This window comes from Clostridium sp. Marseille-P3244, assembly GCF_900120155.1.
Classification (GTDB): Bacteria; Bacillota; Clostridia; order Lachnospirales; family Lachnospiraceae; genus Mediterraneibacter.
The window spans coordinates 2,501,926-2,521,545 of record NZ_LT635549.1; the positions used below are offsets into that span (position 1 = coordinate 2,501,926).

The 19,620-nt window shown below is 50.9% G+C and carries 18 protein-coding genes; 4 read left to right on the forward strand and 14 right to left on the reverse strand.

The window, feature by feature from the left end; all coding sequences use genetic code 11:
- Positions 1-45 precede the first annotated feature (45 nt).
- The 5 genes from BQ7367_RS13695 to BQ7367_RS13715 are packed head-to-tail and all read right to left on the reverse strand — an operon-like array spanning position 46 to position 5,754.
- The gene (locus tag BQ7367_RS13695; RefSeq protein ID WP_072525941.1) at positions 46-1,521 is read right to left on the reverse strand and encodes a xylulokinase; all 1,476 of its coding nucleotides are present in this window, start codon (positions 1,519-1,521) and stop codon (positions 46-48) included.
- Positions 1,521-2,294, reverse strand: coding sequence for a tryptophan synthase subunit alpha (gene trpA, locus BQ7367_RS13700; protein WP_072525942.1), 774 nt, complete (start codon positions 2,292-2,294; stop codon positions 1,521-1,523). The genes BQ7367_RS13695 and trpA overlap by 1 nt, the downstream gene beginning before the upstream one ends.
- The gene (locus BQ7367_RS13705; protein ID WP_072525943.1) at positions 2,294-3,259 is read right to left on the reverse strand and encodes an ABC transporter permease; all 966 of its coding nucleotides are present in this window, start codon (positions 3,257-3,259) and stop codon (positions 2,294-2,296) included. Before BQ7367_RS13705 ends, trpA begins: the two co-directional genes overlap by 1 nt.
- 17 nt (positions 3,260-3,276) lie before the next feature.
- Entirely contained in the window at positions 3,277-4,758 is a 1,482-nt protein-coding gene (locus tag BQ7367_RS13710) for a sugar ABC transporter ATP-binding protein (protein ID WP_072525944.1), read from the reverse strand.
- A gap of 36 nt (positions 4,759-4,794) precedes the next feature.
- Positions 4,795-5,754, reverse strand: a complete 960-nt coding sequence (locus BQ7367_RS13715; protein WP_072525945.1) for a sugar ABC transporter substrate-binding protein — start codon at positions 5,752-5,754, stop codon at positions 4,795-4,797.
- Between the two features lie 114 nt (positions 5,755-5,868).
- Between BQ7367_RS13715 and BQ7367_RS13720 the strand changes: the two genes are divergently transcribed.
- The 3 genes from BQ7367_RS13720 (at position 5,869) to BQ7367_RS13730 (ending at position 8,346) form a co-directional block, all read left to right on the forward strand.
- Positions 5,869-6,822, forward strand: a complete 954-nt coding sequence (locus BQ7367_RS13720; RefSeq protein ID WP_072525946.1) for a sugar-binding transcriptional regulator — start codon at positions 5,869-5,871, stop codon at positions 6,820-6,822.
- A gap of 80 nt (positions 6,823-6,902) precedes the next feature.
- A complete protein-coding gene (gene cysK / locus BQ7367_RS13725) occupies positions 6,903-7,835 on the forward strand; it encodes a cysteine synthase A (protein WP_072525947.1) in 933 nt (310 codons plus the stop codon).
- A gap of 100 nt (positions 7,836-7,935) precedes the next feature.
- Positions 7,936-8,346 carry a NifB/NifX family molybdenum-iron cluster-binding protein gene (locus BQ7367_RS13730; protein WP_072525948.1) on the forward strand — a complete coding sequence of 137 codons (411 nt, stop codon included), beginning with the start codon at positions 7,936-7,938 and terminating at the stop codon, positions 8,344-8,346.
- Between the two features lie 138 nt (positions 8,347-8,484).
- On the opposite strand, the gene BQ7367_RS13735 is transcribed toward BQ7367_RS13730, so the two are convergent.
- From BQ7367_RS13735 to BQ7367_RS13765, 7 genes are all read right to left on the reverse strand, one after another.
- Entirely contained in the window at positions 8,485-9,756 is a 1,272-nt protein-coding gene (locus tag BQ7367_RS13735; protein WP_072525949.1) for an O-acetylhomoserine aminocarboxypropyltransferase/cysteine synthase family protein, read from the reverse strand.
- Positions 9,757-9,839: 83 nt separating this feature from the next.
- Positions 9,840-10,598 carry a CFI-box-CTERM domain-containing protein gene (locus tag BQ7367_RS13740; protein ID WP_072525950.1) on the reverse strand — a complete coding sequence of 253 codons (759 nt, stop codon included), beginning with the start codon at positions 10,596-10,598 and terminating at the stop codon, positions 9,840-9,842.
- 20 nt (positions 10,599-10,618) lie between these two features.
- Positions 10,619-11,350 (reverse strand): YebC/PmpR family DNA-binding transcriptional regulator, encoded by a 732-nt coding sequence (locus BQ7367_RS13745; protein WP_072525951.1) that lies wholly within the window; start codon positions 11,348-11,350, stop codon positions 10,619-10,621.
- Between the two features lie 102 nt (positions 11,351-11,452).
- Positions 11,453-11,800: a type II toxin-antitoxin system PemK/MazF family toxin gene (locus BQ7367_RS13750; RefSeq protein WP_072525952.1), complete on the reverse strand. Its 348-nt coding sequence runs from the start codon at positions 11,798-11,800 to the stop codon at positions 11,453-11,455.
- 93 nt (positions 11,801-11,893) lie between these two features.
- Positions 11,894-13,045 carry an alanine racemase gene (gene alr / locus BQ7367_RS13755; RefSeq protein WP_072525953.1) on the reverse strand — a complete coding sequence of 384 codons (1,152 nt, stop codon included), beginning with the start codon at positions 13,043-13,045 and terminating at the stop codon, positions 11,894-11,896.
- Positions 13,042-14,556 carry a bifunctional ADP-dependent NAD(P)H-hydrate dehydratase/NAD(P)H-hydrate epimerase gene (locus BQ7367_RS13760; RefSeq protein ID WP_072526237.1) on the reverse strand — a complete coding sequence of 505 codons (1,515 nt, stop codon included), beginning with the start codon at positions 14,554-14,556 and terminating at the stop codon, positions 13,042-13,044. Before BQ7367_RS13760 ends, alr begins: the two co-directional genes overlap by 4 nt.
- Before the next feature lie 66 nt (positions 14,557-14,622).
- Positions 14,623-15,273 carry a redox-sensing transcriptional repressor Rex gene (locus BQ7367_RS13765; protein WP_442855405.1) on the reverse strand — a complete coding sequence of 217 codons (651 nt, stop codon included), beginning with the start codon at positions 15,271-15,273 and terminating at the stop codon, positions 14,623-14,625.
- Between the two features lie 224 nt (positions 15,274-15,497).
- On the opposite strand from BQ7367_RS13765, the gene abc-f reads away from it, so the two are divergent.
- Positions 15,498-17,453 carry a ribosomal protection-like ABC-F family protein gene (gene abc-f / locus BQ7367_RS13775; protein WP_072525955.1) on the forward strand — a complete coding sequence of 652 codons (1,956 nt, stop codon included), beginning with the start codon at positions 15,498-15,500 and terminating at the stop codon, positions 17,451-17,453.
- A 75-nt stretch (positions 17,454-17,528) separates the two neighbouring features.
- On the opposite strand, the gene galE is transcribed toward abc-f, so the two are convergent.
- Entirely contained in the window at positions 17,529-18,545 is a 1,017-nt protein-coding gene (gene galE / locus BQ7367_RS13780; protein ID WP_072525956.1) for a UDP-glucose 4-epimerase GalE, read from the reverse strand.
- Between the two features lie 147 nt (positions 18,546-18,692).
- Positions 18,693-19,613 (reverse strand): nucleotidyltransferase family protein, encoded by a 921-nt coding sequence (locus tag BQ7367_RS13785; protein WP_072525957.1) that lies wholly within the window; start codon positions 19,611-19,613, stop codon positions 18,693-18,695.
- Positions 19,614-19,620: the final 7 nt, after the last annotated feature.

Consider the following 19,620-nt stretch of genomic DNA (forward strand, 5'->3'; position numbering starts at 1 on the left):
CTGTAACCGATTATACCATATGCGGAAGTCCCCGTCACATCCCTTTCAGAGTGAGATGCTGCTCAGGCCTGGATATAGCTTTTGAAATCTTTGAAATATTTCATTATATCTCTCATGGACGGATGCATTTGTCTTGTATATTACACGATTCTCCTCATTTTGCAGAGATCTGGTAAACTCTTTATAATCTGACAGAATCCCTTCCCCCATCATCGCGGCCGCAGCGATTGCTCTGGCCGGCAGGATATCGGAATTCCTGCAGACTGCGATATCCTTTCCCAGGATATCAGCGATCACCTGGCACCAGGTCTTCTCTCTCGCCCCGCCTCCGATCAGAGAAATACTTTTCTGAGAATGACTGATCAGCTCCAGCCCCTGCCTGATAGAAAATGCCACTCCTTCCAGACAGGCCCGGGCCATATCAGCCTTTGATGTATCCGGAGTAATCCCATAGAAACACCCCCGGATCCCGGGATCAATAACCGGGAAACGTTCTCCCGTAATATATGGCAGGAACAGCAGGCCATGGCTGCCCGGCTCGCTTTTACTTAGAATTGCGCCAAGACCGGCATAATCTGTCTTCTCCCCGTCGGAAAATATCCCGGCAATCCATTTGTGAACATTTCCTGCATTGAAAAAGGGCACCACATTGATACAGGTCTCTTTTGTAAAACCTGCCAGATTGAACACCCTGCCCTGCAGTTCCAGGTTCTTGCCGCTGACAGACGCCACCCATCCGGATGTTCCCAGATTGATGTTATATTCCCCGGCTTCCGAGATACCGCTGGCCAGGGTAGTTGCACCTGCGTCTCCGATGCCGGCATATACTGTAGTTTCACTGGTATAACCGCAGTCTTTCTCTAAATCCACCCTGATCTTTCCCACAGCCTCATGGGGATATTTCAGTTCCGGGAACAGTCCCGCATCCAATCCCAGTTCACCGATCAGCTCCCTGTCCCATTCTTTCTTTGCGAGATTCATGGCACCTGCAGTCGAACATGCCGTGTAGTCTCCGCAGGCCCTCCCGGTAAGTCTGTTAATAATGTAATCTTTGGAACTGATAAGGATCTTATATGTCCTCTCATACAGTTCCGGCTGATTCTTCTTCACCCATATCAGTTTTGCCACAGGCAGAGAACCGTCAAAATTATTTCCTGTTACCTTTTCCAGCCGCTCCGCCGACAAAAGTTCTGTGGCCGCCTGTGCCTCTTTTTCTGCTCTGACATCTGAGTACAGAATCGCCCTTTTTAAAGGCCTCCCCTGCCGGTCCACCAGAATGAGATCCTGCATCTGACCGCTCATAACCACCGCTGTTATATCTCCGGCCGGCACACAGGATGCAAACTTCCTGCCGATCCGGCAGAATGCATCAAACCATTCATCCGGATCCTGCTCACGCATGTTCCCGTCACAAAACGTTTTTATCTCTACTGACTCCGAGGCACTGACCTCCCCGTCATCCCTGACAAGGACACCTTTTACCGCCGTTGTTCCCACATCATACGTTGCAATATAAGACATCAATCCACCTCTTCGACTGTCTTTTCCATCTTTTTCAGAAAATCCATCAATTCTTCCTCTGATACATTCATTTTTTTCATGATAGCTGTTCCGATGATCACACCGTCAAATCCATCTTTCAAAAGTTCTGCTGCCCGCTCCTCAGTTCCGATCCCAAAACCGGCAAACACATACCCGTTGGACGATTTTTTCACGAAATGAAACAGACGCTTGTAAGAATCTGTATTGTTTACACACCCGGTGGGCCCGGAATAAAGCTGCTGATAGATGATCGGAAATTTCTCACAGACGATATCGTTGTTTTCCCATTCCATCTGATTTCCTATAAAGCCCAGCATATCTACTCCATATTCTTTCAGTTCATTCATGAGCCTGATTCTCTCTCCGACCGGCAGAATCGGTATCACAAGAGCATCAACAACCTGCGCTTTGGCCAGCTCCAGGTAGATTCCCGTATCGATCAGATCTTCCTTATAACCCATGAGCCAGATCGGATGATCTGTCGTCTCTCTTAATTTTTCCCAGAATTTCCGCTCATTGCTTATCCTGTGGTCAATCATTTTATGGCTCTTACGGATCAGTTCTCCGTCCGCATACGGATCTTTGGCCGGAAATCCGATCTCAAAGATCCCCATTCCACACTCCTGTGCTTTCCGTATCACAGAAAAAAAGCGTTCTGTATCGGGATATCCGGCCGTAAAAAATCCGACAAACGAATGTCTGTGTCCGTTTAAGTATTCCTGATTCCGTTTGTTGTAACACTGTTTTTTCATTATTTTGAATCTCCACGACCTAATTTCTGAGCGATCACTGCCAGGATAATAATTGCTCCGGTTATGATATCCTGCATATAAGTCGGTATCTGCAGCATTGTCAGTCCATTTGCAAGTATTCCCAGGATAGCCGCCCCGATCAAAGTCCCGATGATGTTCGGGATGCCCTTCTTAGACGCTGTACAGCCAATAAACACCGCAGCATATGACTGGAGAAAATATCCGTCTCCCGCCGTCGTGTTGGCCGAGCCTACTCTGGATGCAATCAGCATGCCGGTAATACAGGCCATAACCGAACAAATGGCAAAGGCAATATTTTTATATTTCTTAACGTTAATCCCGGATATTTTTGACGTTTCTTCACTTCCGCCGATAGCGTACAGTTTCCGTCCCAGCGCAGTGTGGCGCATAAGGTACCAGAAAATGATCACTGCCAGGATCATCAGAAGAGACAAAAGGGGAATGCGTCCCAGTCTTGTAGTCCCCAGCCAGGAAAAACTTTTCGGAATATTCTCGAAGATCGTGGCGCCGCCGGACAGACGGTAGATCACACCGGACAGCACCGTGCTCATACCCAGCGTTGTAATAAATGAGAGTACCCTGAACTTCGCCACAATCCACCCGTTAATCCATCCGATTACGAAGCTGATCACAATGGGAATCAGAAAACAGAGCACAATAGGAACGCCGCTGACTGCCAGAAGCGCCGCCATAATCCCGCCCAGGCTCGCCATGGAACCGATGGACAGGTCAAATTCATTGATGCTCATGACCATCGTGGCCCCCAGTGAGATCATCACCAGAAGCGAAATTTGCCTCGTAATGTTGATAAAATTTGTCAGTGTAAAAAATGACTGCGGGCTGATGACGCTGAACAGCACAATAACTGCCGCCAGCGCTATGATCGTCCCGTAGGACTGAAGTATGTATTTTATATTTCCTGTTCTTTTCTTAGTGTTATCCATATCTGAGTTCTTCTCCTTTACGCCTCTGTATAGCAGTACGACAAGACTTCCGTAGTCGTCAGGTCCTTATTTGGCAGGATTTCTCTTGTCTCCCCCTGCGCGACGATCTGGACCGTATCCGCCACTTCCAGTATTTCTTTCAGATCCGAGGATACATAAACCACTGCGTTCCCTTCATCTGCCTTCTCCCGGAGCAGCCTGTGGATCTCGCCGCGGGTCATAATATCCACTGCCTGGGTAGGTTCATCGCACAGGAATACCCTCGGCTGCGTCATCAGAGCCCTGGCAAACACCACCTTCTGCTGGTTTCCGCCGGAGAGTTCGATCATCCTCTGGTCCATCCCGGCCATCTTTATTTTCAAAGCCTCCGCCTTCTCTCTGACGTCTGCTTTTTCCTTCTTCTCATCGAGATATCCGTGTCTGGAATAAGAATCAATACTGGAAAGAAGGATATTGTCCTTTACAGACAGACCTTCTATAATCGCCTTTCCTCTCCTGTCCTCGGAGATCAAAATCATTCCTCTGGCTATAGAGTTGGCCGGAGAAAGTCTGGTCTGCTTCTCTCCATCTATGAAGACGCTGCCTTCCTTAATCGGACGATAGCCGTAAATTGCCTCCAGAAGTTCCGTCCTGCCGCTGCCTCCCAGCCCGAATACGCCAAGGATCTCCTTTTCCCGGACCTGGATCGTGCCATGTTTCATGATCCCGTCCTGGGTCCGGATATCACTTGCCTGAAGCAGCACTTTCCCGAAAGAAGCATTGTGCCGGATCCCCTCTCCGGTCCATTCATCAGTCATCATCGCCACCAGCTGTTCTTTGTCCGTCGATTCCGTATCCACGCAGCCCACCATGGTTCCATTTTTAAATACTGTGATACGGTCCGTCAGACGGAAGATCTCGTCCATTCTGTGGGATACATACAGGACTGCCGTGCCCCGTTGTTTCAGCCTGGCGATAATGTCAAACAAGATCTCTGCTTCCTTATCTGTAAGGGATGCTGTCGGTTCATCCAAAATAAGGAGCCGGCAGTCATTCATCATCGCCCGTATGATCTCCAGGCAGGTCTTCTGGGGCGGCGACAATTCCGCCGCTGTCTGCTCCAGATCAATTTCTATCCCCAGCTGATCCCGGACCTTTTCTACATTTTCCCGCATTTCCTTCCAGTTCACCTGGACCCCGCGATGTGGGTATTCTCTGCCGAGATAGGCGTTCTCTACCCCATCAAATGTAGGAATGAGCGTCCGGTCCTGATGAATCACATTGATACCCAGGTTCCGGCTCTGGGCGGGATCGGTAATATTAACCTTCTGGCCGTCCCAGTATACGGAACCTTCTTCGATCCGGTAGACCCCTGTCAGCATTTTTATCAGGGTGGACTTGCCCGCTCCGTTTTCCCCTACCAGACCATGTACTTCCCCGGCAGCAATCTCAAAATTGACGCCTTTCAGTGCGTAGACCCCGCCGAACTGTTTGCTCAGATTTTCTGTCCTTAAAAGCAATGCTCTGCCTCCGTTCCTCTATGTCCGTAATGATACTTACTCCTGTCCTGCATTTTCCGGGGTAATCAGCGTTGCGTCCGCGTACAGCTCGCCATGCTCTGTCTCCCCTCCGGTAAATAACAGTTCCATCTGCTCCAGCACGATCTGGGCCATGCCCTCGAAATTCTGTTTCACAGTCGCCTTCAGGTTCGTTCCTTCCTGGATCAGAGAGACCGCCTGTTCGTTTCCGTCCACGCCTACTACCAGAATCTCATCTCTCCCCGCTTCCATACATGCCTGTGTGGCGCCGATTGCCGGCTCGTCCCATCCGCACCATATCGCAGTGATAGAATCTTTATCCGGATTGGAGAGCAACAGGTTCTCTACAGTGTCCTGGGCATCATTGATCGGCTGCTCTGCCGGGATATGTTGCTCTGTAATAAGCTCAATACCATCTTCCTCCGCAATCATATCATCAAACGCCTCACACCTCTTCACGACACCCGGATGCGGTCTGTGGGTAAGGGAGATCACTGTTCCCTCTCCACCCATCAGATCATTAAATAGATACTCCGTGATCATCTCGCCCATCTGGTAATTGTCGCTGGTCGCGTTCGTCTCCATTCCTTCGATATATCCGCTGTCACAGCCGAATACCGGTATTCCTGCATCAAAGGCCTCCTGGAGCTGATTCTCCAGCTGAGTTGGATCCGCGCTCACAAGGATAATACCGTCTGTCTGAGCTGTCACCACATCCTCTATCCTGCTGGCCAGAGCAGAAAAATCATTTGCCGTATCAATCACAGTCACCTCTGCGCCTTTCTCTTCGAGTCCGCTCTGCAGATACTCTACCATCTGGTTTGTCGTGACAGAAGAAAGATAGGGAGTCATGATCGATATCTCCTTTCCTTCCAGTCCGTCCGCCGTTTCACTTTCTCCGCCACCTCCACAGGCCGTCAATCCCAGTACCATTGCCAATGCCATCGTCGCTGCTGCAAGTCTCTTTAAATTTTTCATATTCGTCCTCCTTTGTCTTTTCAAAAATTTTTCCAAGATCTTTTGCTGGTTTTATTATAGATTTTATGTTACAATATTTCAATAATAGAAATTAATTTCAAAAGGAGGACTCCTATGTCTGTACTGGATAATACTAGATTAATGGTAGAAGTATGCAAACTCTGCTATGAAGACGGGCTGAGCCAAAAAGAGATCTCCTCCAGGCTCAATATTTCACGGCCTCAAATCTCGCGGATCATGCGCTCAGCCAGAGAAAAAGGTATTCTTACGATCAATATCTCCAATCCTTTTTCTGAAGAATTAAAACTGGAACAGCAGTTAAAAAACCGATTTGGCCTCTCCGGCGCCTTCGTCTGTGATGTCGGAACCGGCTCCTCCGCAGAACAGCTGCCGCTCTTTGCCCGACAGTGTGCTCTTGAGCTGGGAAATTATATCCACGACGGCGACAGGGTCGGTGTTGTCAGTGGTAAAACGCTGAGTGCCGTGGCATCTTCCATGCAGTCTGTCCGGAAAAGAGATCTGCATTTTATTCCGCTGGTGGGCGCACTGGGAAATGTAGGAAACGATTGGAGCGCCAACTCCATTGCCCGTATCCTGGCTTTTAAAATGGATGCATCCTACAGCGTGCTGAACGCCCCCATTCTGATCCGGAACAAGGTTTCCAGAGACATTCTGATCCGGGAGCCGAATATTGCATCTGTCCTGAAGGAGGGAGAATCCTGTGATCTGGCCATCGTCGGCGTTGGACAGGTCAGCACACAATCCACCACTTATCTGAGCGGCGCGTTCAATGATGACGATCTGGTTACCCTCAGAAAAGCCGGAGCAGTTGCCTCTGTTTCCATATCCTACCTCGACAGAAATGGTTCTCTGATCGGCACTGAAATCACCGAACGCTCCATCGCCTGGCAGCTGAGAAAGCGGCCGGGGAGAAAGATCCTTGCAATCTCCACCGGACTGAGCAAAACAGAAGCCCTCCGGGCAGCTCTGCTCAGCGGATATATCGATATTCTTATGACGTCAGTTCCACTTGCAAGAGCCGTCCTCGACAGCGGGCAGGAAGCTTGACAATTCCCGTATTCCACTTTATCCTATTACTATCTTTCAACAGGGAAATTTAAGATAATCTGCCAGAGGAGGAACTGGATATGTCACATATTTATACATCCGTCGGCCAGCTGATCGGAAAGACCCCGCTGCTGGAACTGACGCAGATTGAAAAAGAATACGGCCTGAAGGCCCGCATCCTGGCCAAGCTGGAATACCTGAACCCAGCGGGATCTGTCAAAGACCGGGTGGCGAAAGCCATGATCGATGACGCCGAAGCTTCCGGAAAGCTGAAGCCAGGTTCTGTCATCATCGAGCCCACGTCCGGCAATACCGGCATCGGCCTTGCCGCTGTGGCCGCAGCCAGAGGATACCGGGTGATCATTGTCATGCCTGATACCATGTCCATAGAGCGCCGCCAGCTGATGAAGGCATATGGAGCAGAACTGGTTCTTACCGAGGGAGCAAAAGGAATGGCCGGCGCTATCCGGAGGGCGGAGGAGCTGGCGGCCGAGACACCTGGAAGCTTTATCCCCGGGCAGTTTGTCAACCCTTCCAACCCGAAAGCCCATATGGAGACGACCGGGCCGGAGATCTTCGCCGATACAGACGGCGATGTGGATCTCTTTGTGGCCGGAGTGGGGACCGGCGGCACCGTCACCGGTGTGGGCAGATATTTAAAATCCCGAAAACCGGACGTCCGGGTGATCGCCGTGGAGCCTGCGGATTCTCCGGTTCTCTCCGGAGGCGCGGCAGGCCCTCATCCGATCCAGGGTATCGGCGCCGGCTTTGTCCCGGATGTGCTGGATACCGATGTATACGATGAAGTTATTCCTGTTACAGGAGCTCAGGCTTTCGAAGCCGGGCGCCTGATTGGCAGGCGGGAAGGGATCCTCATCGGCATTTCTTCCGGCGCGGCTCTGTGGGCTGCCATAGAAACCGCCAGGCGGCCGGAAAATGAAGGGAAAACTATCGTGGTGCTGCTGCCGGATACAGGAGACCGCTATCTGTCTACTCCCATGTTTGCGGATTAAACCGGCGGAACAGTCCGCCTCTTGACCTGAAGAAACCCGGTTGGTATAATTTACTGTGCAGACAAAAGCCTGCGGATCATTCATCAGGAGGCGGTCATATATGAAGATTGCGGTAACATATGAAAACGGACAGGTGTTCCAGCATTTCGGACACACGGAACAGTTTAAAGTCTACGAGATCACAGATGGGAAGATCACTTCCTCCTCCGTTGTGGACACAAACGGAAACGGCCACGGTGCTTTGGCGGGATTCCTGAAGGATCTGGGCGTTGACACACTCATCTGCGGCGGCATTGGCGGCGGAGCCCGCACGGCTCTTGACAACGCGGACATCACCCTTTACGGTGGAGTATCCGGTGACACGGACCAGGCGGTAGAAGCGCTGTTGAACGGATCTCTTTCTTTTGATCCCGACGCGTCCTGCAGCCATCATGACGGAGACCATCACGGACATCATAACGGAAGCTGCGGCGGCCATGGAGGAAACTGCGGGCATCATACCTGCGGTTAAATCTGCGAAATGCAGTCCTGCTTTATTAAATGCAGACATAAAAAGTGCCCTCTGGGATTCTCATATATTCTTTGAGAACCTACAGGGCACTTCCTTTTATTTCTTTCTTAAATAACCTTCCGTCTCTCCTGCTGTCTGTTACATTGCCTGTTCCACATCCGCGATGATATCCTCTGCATTCTCCAGACCCACGCTGAAACGGATCAGATCCGGCTGTACGCCTGCCTCTTTCAGTTCCTGCTCATTCATCTGGCGGTGTGTATGGCTTGCCGGATGGAGCACACAGCTCCTGGCGTCGGCCACATGAGTCACGATCGCGATCATCTTCAGTCTGTCCATCATCTCTACTGCCGCGTCTCTTCCTCCTTTCAGTCCGAATGTAAGGACGCCGCATGTGCCATTTGGCATATATTTCTGTGCCAGGCTATAATACTTATCTCCCGGCAGAGAGGGGTAGCTGACCCAGGCCACTTTCTCATGATTTTTGAGATATTCTGCCACTTTCAACGCGTTTTCACAGTGTCTCGGAACTCTTAAATGCAGTGTCTCGAGCCCGATATTTAAAAGGAACGCGTTCTGTGGAGACTGGATAGAGCCCAGATCCCTCATCAGCTGAGCAGTCGCCTTTGTGATATATGCGCCCTTTCCGAACTTCTGCGTATAAACGATTCCATGGTAGGTCTCATCCGGAGTGGTAAGCCCCGGGAATTTCTCCGCATGGGCCTCCCAGTCAAAATTCCCGCTGTCCACAATAGCACCACCCACACAGGCAGCATGGCCGTCCATATATTTCGTAGTAGAGTGAGTCACGATATCCGCTCCCCATTCAAATGGGCGGCAGTTAATGGGCGTGGCAAATGTATTATCTACGATAAACGGAACTCCGTGTCTGTGAGCCGCTGCCGAGAATTTTTCAAAATCCAGTACGACAAGAGCCGGATTGGCAATAGACTCGCCGAACACCGCTTTCGTATTTTCCTGAAAAGCCGCCTCCAGCTCGTCCTCGGTGCAGTCCGGATCCACAAATGTGGCCTCCACGCCCATACGCCTGATGGTATGCGCGTACAGATTGTATGTACCTCCGTACAGGGCGGATGCACACACGATATGATCTCCTGCCTGAACGATATTCATAATAGCATAGAAATTTGCCGCCTGTCCGGAAGAAGTCAGCATCGCGGCCGCCCCTCCCTCCAGGTCGCAGATCTTGGCTGCCACCGCGTCGTTGGTCGGGTTCTGCAGACGGGTATAGAAATATCCTGATTCCTCCAGGTCAAACAGCCGTCCCATCTGCTCGCTGCTTGTATACCGGAATGTCGTGCTCTGGTAGATCGGCACGATCCTCGGCTCTCCGTTTCCCGGTTCATACCCTGACTGTATACATTTTGTCTCGATCCTGTAATCGCTCATCTGTCATCCTCCTGAACTCTGTCTTCTGTTATTTATTTCCATACGATGTTTCACCGCAGCAGTTTTTCTTTTCTGTCTGAAGTTTACATCTGATATAAATATTCCGCCTCCAGCTTACGCACCATATCGCTGTACTTTTCCCGGCATTTTTCATTCTCTCCCTGCTCGATCAGACGGATGCAGGGGTTCAGATAATCTTCCCAGATTTCCCGGTAGATATGATCTGCGTCAGGTTTCCTGCCGATCCGTTTTACGATCGTCGGAGCTATATTATAATATTCTCTGACAAGTTCCTTCCCGTCATCACTGGCGAGAAGATACTCATCCCGATAATTCCTGAGAGCAGTAAGCTCATAGCAGTCGTCCGGCTTATCCAGGCTGCGGCAGACCGCTGTCGTGATGTAGCAGAAAATCCCCTTCTTAAATCCTCCCTTTATATTGCCGTAAGTGGAATGTCCGATCTTGTGTTCGGGCATCTTTGCATTCCAGATTTTTACGATCCGCCTGGTAAATTCCTCCGAGGAAACCGCGGGCATCTCTCCAAGCAGCGGTATAAAGAAAGACACCATATTCATCTTATAATCAAGAGCGGCCGTCTCCCTTTTGCGTTTTGACGGTTCTGACAAAAGTCTTGCCGCCACATATTCCGGCACACATGACGCGACCTGTTCTTTTAACTCTTCATCTGTACTGTCACTAATACGGGCCAGTTCCTGCAGGACAGCCGCATATTTCTCCTTCAGCTTTTCTATATGCGTCTCATAGCTGGCCTTGTGAAAGTCATAGTCCATCGTCACTCTGTAGATTTCTGTCAGTTCATTCTGCAGTTCGTTTATCTCCATGTTATCTCCTCTGTTTCCTTCTACTCGTTCCAGTTATGATACACATCCTGGACATCATCGTCTTCTTCCAGCAGATCTAATGTTTTCTGGATATTTTTAATATCGTCTTCATCCGTCAGCTCCACATAGGTCTGGGGAATCATCGTCACCGCCGCCTCTGCCATCTCTATCCCGGACTCTTCCAGTTTCAGACGGACATCGCTGAATGCCTCCGGCGCGGTCAGGATCTCATAGCTTTCTTCATCCTCCACAAAATCTTCCGCTCCCGCGTCCAGCGCCAGCATCATCAGTTCATCCGCGTCCATGGAGCAGTCTTCCTTTGCCACGAAAATCTGGCCTTTTTCATCAAACATAAAGGAAACACATCCCGGCGTGCCTACATTTCCGCTTCCTTTTGTAAAGGCGTTCCTTACATTGGATGCGGTCCTGTTCTTGTTATCTGTCAGCGTCTTTACGATGATCGCCGTTCCGTTTGGACCATACCCTTCATATGTAATGTGCTCATAATTATCTCCGGATCCTTCCCCTGCCGCCTTCTTGATATTCCTTTCGATGGTATCATTGGGCATATTGTTTGACTTGGCCTTCGCGATGACATCCCTCAGCCTGCTGTTGTTGGCCGGATCGGGACCACCGCCTTCTTTCACGGCAACCGCCAGCTCACGGCCGATCTTTGTAAATATCTTTCCCTTTGCCGCGTCGTTCTTCTCTTTTTTATGTTTGATATTCGCGAATTTTGAATGTCCTGACATATTCTGGATTCTCCTCTTCTCTTTCTCGTACACACGGCGCCCGGCCGCATATTTCGTTTTACAATTCTATCACTCTTTTGTCCTTCTGTAAAGAAGTCTGTGCTATGTAGGCAGTTCCAGACTGATCCTGATGGCCCGGTCCACCTTCCGCATCATTCCACTGTCAACGTGACACACATATTCTTTCAGTCTCTGTTTGTCAATGGTTCTGATCTGCTCCAGCAGAATAACAGAATTCTTTACGATCTTATAATCTTTTGTGCTGATCTCAATGTGGGTGGGGAGCTTTGCCTTGTTCATCTTTGACGTGACGGCGGCGCAGATCACCGTGGGGCTGTGTCTGTTTCCCACATTATTCTGTATGATGAGGACCGGCCGTATCCCGCCCTGTTCCGAACCCACCACAGGGCTTAAGTCCGCATAAAATATATCTCCTCGTCTGATCACCAATTTTTTCACACTCCGATTTCTATACTTGCAGCCCGGCGTTTTTCTTCGCCGTATACTTCAGTATTCCCCGTTTCATCGGATGTATTCAGTTATTTATCCCTCCGTCACTTTTCCGTCTTTTCTGTAGATCCGGGGGATCCGCTTTCCAAGACAACATACGAATTCATAATTGAACCTGCCGCTTAAGGCGGACAGTTCTTCCACGGTAATGCAGTCATCTCCGTCTCTTCCTACCAGCACTGCCCGGTCCATAAATTTGGTCCCGGGAATGTCTGTGACATCCACCATAAACTGATCCATACAGACACGTCCCAGGATTTTCGCCCGTTTCCCGCGGATAAGTACTTCACCTTTATTGGACAGGGATCTGGGGTACCCGTCGCCGTATCCCACCGGGATCGTGGCCACTGTCATCCTTTTATCAGCAATAAAGGTCCCTCCGTAACTGATGGAAGTACCCGGCTCCACCTCCTTGACAAATGTCACGTGGCTGATCAGGGACAGGGCCGGCCTTAGTGGGACAGCCTCCCTGTCCACCTCGTCGGAAGGATACATTCCGTAGGTGGAGATGCCTGCCCGGGCCAGATCATGCTTCATATCCGGGAAATCAATGATCCCCGCACTGTTGTCGCAGTCATAGAACTCAATGGAGAGCCCCTGCTGCTCCATCTGTTCCTTCATCCAGAGAAATTTCCTGTGCTGTTCCAGTGTATAGGATTTGTCTTTCTCATCCGCCTTCGCGAAATGGGTAAACATCCCTTCCAGCCGCACACCCGGCAGCACGCTGATGCGCCGGATGGCGTCCACGCTCTCCTGGTTTACCGGGAACCCCAGCCGTCCCATTCCGGTATCGATCTTGATATGGAAACAGACCGTTTGACCCAGACGCACTGCTTCCGCAGACATGGCCTCTGCCATCTCTTCTGTATAAACAGTAGGTCGTATGTGGCTTTGGATCATCTCTTCATACTGATCCGGGAACACGCACCCAAGGACAAGGATCGGCTTTTGGATCCCGTTCTCTCTCAGAGCCGTCCCTTCTTCCAGACATGCCACCGCATATCCCCACACATAGGGTACATCCTCCAGCATTCGGGCGACAGGTACCGCTCCGTGGCCATAGCCGTCCGTCTTGACTACTGCCATCAGACGGGCGCCCGGCCCGATCCTTTTCTTCATCTGTTCTATATTATATGAGACAGCGTCAAGATCGATCTCGGCACATACTCTGTTATGCTGTTTCATTTTCTTATGTTCTCCTCTGCTTCTTTCATTGCTTTCTCGATCCCGCGGATCAGATCGCCGGCAAGGACGCTGTAGCTTCCTTTTTCTGTCCGGGCCTCATCCCCGCCGCAGGCATGAAGGAACACGCCCAGGGAGGCACACTCCCACCCGGACATGCCCTGGGCGGCCAGGCCGGTGATCACCCCGGACAGCACATCGCCGGATCCGGCCTTCGCCATGGCGTTATTCCCCGCCAGGTTCACAAATGTATGGCGTCCCTGCTCTGCCACCATCGTCCGGCTGTCTTTCAGAACACAGACCACCGGATATTCCCGGACAAACTCCCGGAGCAGATCTCTCCGGTTCTTTGCGATCTCTTCCACACGCTTTCCCGTCAGCCTGGACATCTCCTTCATATGAGGGGTCAGGATAACAGGAGAATGGATTCCCCCAAGCAGCTCCATATGGCCGCTCAGCAGATTCAGACCGTCCGCGTCAATGATACACGGAATTTTTTTCTCTCCCGCCATCTGTATCGTATCGGCCAGAAGATGTCCGGCTGTATCACTTTTTCCGAGTCCGCAGCCGATGCACACCACATCTGCCCATTCCAGAAGCGGCTCCAGCTGATCTCTGTCGTACTCCTTATAGCAGGATATAATGGCTTCCGGAAGAAGCTGCTGCAGGATCGTCCGGTTCTCTTCTGCCGTAAAGATCTGCACAAGCCCGGCCCCCACGGCATAGGCCGCTCTGGCCGACAGATAGGACGCTCCTGCTATCCCGGCGCTGCCGGTAATCATGAGGACTTTCCCGTAAGTTCCTTTATGAGAGTCCGCCTTTCTCCGCGGCAGAAGATCCCCCAGGCAGTCTCTGTCAAAAGTCACACATACGTCCGTATCATTCGCGAAATAATCCGGGTTAATTCCGATCGGAACAGGAATGGTCTTCCCGGAAAAGGACTTGCCCGGGAACAGCTCGCATCCCACTTTCACACAGGCCATGGCCACCGTCAGATCTGCCCGGAAGGCAATCCCCAATACGTTTCCGGTCTGCGCGCACACGCCGGACGGAATGTCCACAGCCGCCTTCGCGCATTTCTGTTCATTCATCCAGCGGATGATACCGCAGTACCTGCCGGTGATCTCCCGGCTTAAGCCTACGCCGAACACCGCGTCTATTATAACAGTATATTCTTCGTCCGGGATATCAGTGAACACCGGAATCCCCATGCGCTCTGTAATCTTCTTCTGAAGCGCGCATTCTTCGCTCAGAGACGTCTCCTTCCCGGCAAAAAGGACTTCCGCGCACAGTCCCTCCTCAGTCAGAAGTCTTGCCACGGCAAATCCGTCTCCTCCATTATTCCCGCTGCCGCACACAACCAGGGCTTTTGTCAGATCCATCCCGCTGCTGCGCATAACTTTTACCGTCTCCAGAGCCGCCCTCTCCATAAGTACCAGGGATGGGATCCCCTGATGTCCGATCGTATAGGCATCCGCGCCTTTCATCTGGATACCGTCCGGAAGATATCTCATCTGCTCCACCGACCTTTCTCTATAAGATACCCCGCAGCAAGCTGCGGGGTTGCCCTTTTTCTATTTCTATTTTCTCTGCCTTTTCTCCTGCCGGCTGATATTGTAAGACAGCTCCATTAGGCTGTCTGAGAGATGAACGCTCTCGATCACTACATCCTGGGGAAGGTTCAGATCTGTATGTGCGAAATTCCAGATCCCCTTGATCCCGTTGGCGATCAGAATGTCACTTACCTCTACCGCCTTTGATTTCGGAATTGTGAGAGCCGCGATCTCAATATCATTATTCTGAAGAAAATCTACCAGCTCATCCATCATCCGCACCTGGATCCCCCGGATCGTCACGCCCTCCAGCCTGGGATTGACATCAAACAGGCTCTTCAGGATAAATCCGCTCCTCTCAAAAGACGCGTAATTGGCCAGCGCCTGTCCGAGATTTCCTGCTCCGATTATAATAAAATTATGCGTCTTGTCCAGCCCGAGTATCTTTCCGATCTCCGTGTAGAGATACTTCACATTATATCCGTATCCCTGCTGTCCGAAGCCGCCGAAATTATTCAGATCCTGGCGTATCTGCGACGCCGTGACATGCATCTTTTTGCTCAGATCATTGGAGGATATCCTCTCCACTCCCGCTTCCAGCAAATCTCCAAGATACCTGTAATATCTCGGCAGCCTTGAGATCACCGCCCGGGATATTTTTCTCTGTTCCAATTTCATCACCTTCCATTCAATATTAAATAAAAAGCGATTCCCTGCCTCTCCTGTATGCTGTCGTGGGCGGAATGCGTCTTCTGTATTTTTTCGTCTGTTTTATTATATAAAATAGTTAATATTATGTCAATTTTTACTTTTTGCTTTTTATTTCTGTCCGGTTCCGCTATAATATAGCGGTACAGCTTACCATATGGCACTTGACATTTACAGTATAGAGGAGGACAGACATGGTACTTGCATGTCATAACATAAAGAAATCTTTTGGAGACCATCTGATCGTCCGGGAAGGATCCTTCCATATCGAAGACCGGGAGAAGGCCGCGCTGGTAGGCGTCAACGGGGCCGGAAAGTCTACCGTACTCAAAATGATCGTCGGAGAGGAGCCTCTGGATAGCGGAGAAGTCATTCTCGCGAAAGGAAAGACCATCGGATATCTTGCCCAGCATCAGGATCTTCTCTCAGACGCTACGATCTATGAAGAGCTCAGATCAGCCAGGGCGGATATTCTCGAGATGGAACAAAAACTCCGCTCCATCGAGAAAGAATTAAAGTCGCTGTCAGGAGATGCCTTAAGCAGCCGTCTTGAGACATACAACCGGCTTCAGTCGGAATTTGAAGCCAGAAACGGCTATGCCTGCGAAAGCGAGATCACCGGTGTCCTGAAAGGGCTCGGTTTTACAGAGAACGAATTTTCCAAAAAGACCAAAACCCTGTCCGGGGGACAGAAGACCCGTGTAGCGCTGGGAAAACTTCTGCTCACGGATCCCGATATCCTGCTGCTGGACGAGCCCACCAACCATCTGGATCTGAACTCCATTGCCTGGCTGGAGACTTACCTGGGCAACTATCAGGGCGCCGTCTTCATCGTCTCCCACGACCGTTTCTTCCTGAACCGCGTCGTCACAAAGGTGGTGGAGATCGAAAACGGAACCATCCGCATGTATATGGGGAATTACCAGGCATATTCTGAGAAAAAGCAGCAGATCCGGGACGCCCGCCTGAAAGAGTATTTCAATCAGCAGAGGGAGATCCGGCACCAGCAGGCCGTTATTGAAAAACTCCGTTCCTTCAACCGGGAGAAATCCATCCGCCGGGCGGAAAGCCGCGAAAAAATGCTGGAAAAGATGACTCCGCTGGAAAAGCCCCAGGAGACGCAGGAGATCCACTTCACTCTGGAACCTTCCTGTGTCAGCGGTAATGATGTACTTTCTGTAGAAGGACTTTCCAAGTCCTTCGGAAGCCTGGAACTCTTCCGGGATGTGCATTTTGAGATCCGCCGTGGAGAGCATGTGGCCGTCATCGGGGACAACGGGACCGGGAAGACCACTCTCCTGAAGATCCTCAACCAAGCGGAGCATGCAGATTCCGGTTCCTTCACCCTGGGAGCGAAAGTCCGGATCGGCTATTATGACCAGGAATACCATGTCCTTCACGATGATAAGACCATCTTCGAGGAGATTTCCGATGACTATCCGGCTCTTACGAACACGCAGATCCGCAACACGCTGGCCGCCTTTCAGTTCACGGGGGATGAAGTTTTTCAGAAGATCCACACATTGAGCGGCGGTGAGAAAGGCCGCGTCTCTCTGGCCAAGCTGATGCTCTCCGAGGCAAACTTTCTCATACTGGACGAGCCCACAAACCATCTGGACATCGCTTCCAAGGAGATCCTGGAAGAGGCGCTCAACAACTACAGCGGGACTGTGCTGTACGTCTCCCATGACCGTTACTTCATCAACCGCACCGCCACCAGGATCCTGGAACTTGTGAACCGGACATTTGTAAACTATATCGGAAATTATGATTATTATCTGGAGAAAAAAGAAGAACTGACCCGCTCTTATGCTCCGGAAAATCCTTCCGGGCCTCTCCCGGCTGCCGGATCTTCCGGGGAAATATCTTCGGGCTCCGACTCCGCGGACAGCGCAGCGTCCGGCTCGAAGTTAAGCTGGCAGGAGCAGAAAGAACAGCAGGCAAAAGACCGCAAGCGGAAAAATGATCTCAAAAAGACAGAAGAAGAGATTGCCAGGCTGGAAGAACGCAATGCCGCCATTGACCGGGAACTGACATCTGAAGAAGTCTATTCCAATTCGGTAAAATGCCAGGAACTGGCCAATGAACGTTCCCAGAATGAAAGCCGGCTGGAAGAACTTTATGAATTGTGGGGATCGCTGGCGGAATAAGGGCAGAACAGTAAAAACGGGCCGGAAGCTGTCTTCCGGCCCGCCGTCTGCCTTTCTGGCTGTCAGTCACAGTATTTAATCGTTATATCCGTTGGGATTCTGACTCTGCCATCTCCAGGAGTCCTCACACATCTCTTCCAGTCCGCGCTCTGCCTCCCAGTGGAGTTCTTTCTTCGCCTTTGACGCGTCGCAGTAGCATGTCGCGATGTCTCCCGCCCGGCGCGGTTTGATCTCATAGGGGATCTCCTTCCCGCAGGCTTTGCCAAACGCCTTCACCATATCCAGCACAGAATATCCGTTGCCTGTTCCCAGGTTGTAGACAGATACGCCGGCCTTCTCTTTCAGCTTCTCCACGGCCCGTACATGACCGACGGCAAGATCCACTACATGGATGTAATCCCGGACTCCTGTTCCGTCAGGGGTGTCATAGTCGTTTCCGAACACGCCCAGGCATTTCAGCTTCCCGATGGCAACCTGTGTGATATATGGCATCAGGTTGTTCGGAATTCCCTTCGGATCTTCTCCGATCAGACCGCTCTTGTGTGCGCCGATGGGATTAAAGTAACGCAGAAGTACCACATTCCACTCCGGATCCGCCGTGTGCAGGTCTGTCAGGATCTGCTCCAGCATCCATTTCGTCCATCCGTACGGATTCGTGCATGTTCCCTTCGGGCACTCCTCCGTGATCGGAATGAATGCCGGGTCTCCGTATACTGTGGCGGAAGAACTGAAAATGATGTTCTTTACGCCGTGATTTCTCATTACATCGCAGAGAGTGATGGTGCCTCCGATATTGTTCTCATAGTATTCCAGAGGCTTCTGAACGGACTCGCCGACTGCCTTGAGTCCCGCGAAATGGATGACCGCCTCCACGTCCTCTTTGTCAAATACTTCATTCAGCGCTTCTCTGTCCCGGATATCCACTTTGTAGAATCTGAGATCTTTTCCGGTGATCTGTTTTACCCGGTCAAGGGCCTTCTCTGACGCGTTGTACAGATTGTCTACTACCGCCACGTCATATCCTGCGTTTAAAAGTTCCACACATGTGTGGCTGCCGATAAATCCTGCTCCTCCGGTTACTAAGATTGCCATAATGATTCCTCCTTACACTGAGTGTGCCCTGGGCACGTGCCGCTCTTTGTCTTCGTTAACAGTATAGCATGAGTCCTCCGGAAAATCTTTATAATTTTAGCTCATATATTGGTAAAAATGTTGCACACTTTCAATCAATCCCACAACTTAATCCCACAGCCTTTGGGGATACATTCCCTGATCCTTCAGTGACTGGACCGCCGCGACCACTACCGGTTTGTCCTCTTTATAGGTAACACCGTACCATTTGTCCTCTGATTCCAGCACCTTTACCGCCGCCCGGCCTTCCTTAAGAAGCCCGCTCACCACTGCCGGCAGGAAATATTCACACTTGAGAGGATTCTCCTTAAGCCCTCTCTCCAGAAATGCCGGGAATCCGGATTGAATCTCATCCAGGATACTTCGGGTAAATCCCCACATATTCATGGATACAAGAGTATCCCCGCTGATCGGTGTCCAGCTTTCTCCATCATCCTCAGAGTACGCGATGCCGCCGTCACGCTTCTCGATCCGGGTGCGCTCCGTTACACTGACAAGCTCCTTCTTTTCGTTGAGTCCGCAGATCCCTCTGGCCACATGCCCGTTGTCGGTGACGGTATTCTTCAGACGGTACGCTACCATTGTATACCGGTACTTATCGTCATCCTCATGGGTCGTAAGATAATCATAGATCGTCTGGAACGCATGGCGCCCATAATAATCATCGGCGTTGATGACCGCGAAAGGCCCGTCGATCTCATCGATGGCGCTTAGGACCGCATGGGCGGTCCCCCATGGTTTTACGCGTCCCTCCGGCACCTGGAATCCCTCCGGGATGTTGGAAAGTTCCTGATAAACATATGCCACCTGCATCACTTTCCCGATCCGGTTTCCGACCGCCTCTTTAAAGTCCGCCTCATTCTCTTTTTTGATAATAAAAACAACTTTCTCAAATCCGGCGCGCTTCGCGTCATAGATTGAGAAATCCATAATGATATGCCCTTCCTGGTCCACCGGGTCGATCTGCTTAAGGCCGCCGTATCTGCTCCCCATTCCTGCCGCCATAATAACTAATACCGGTTTTTTCATAATCGAT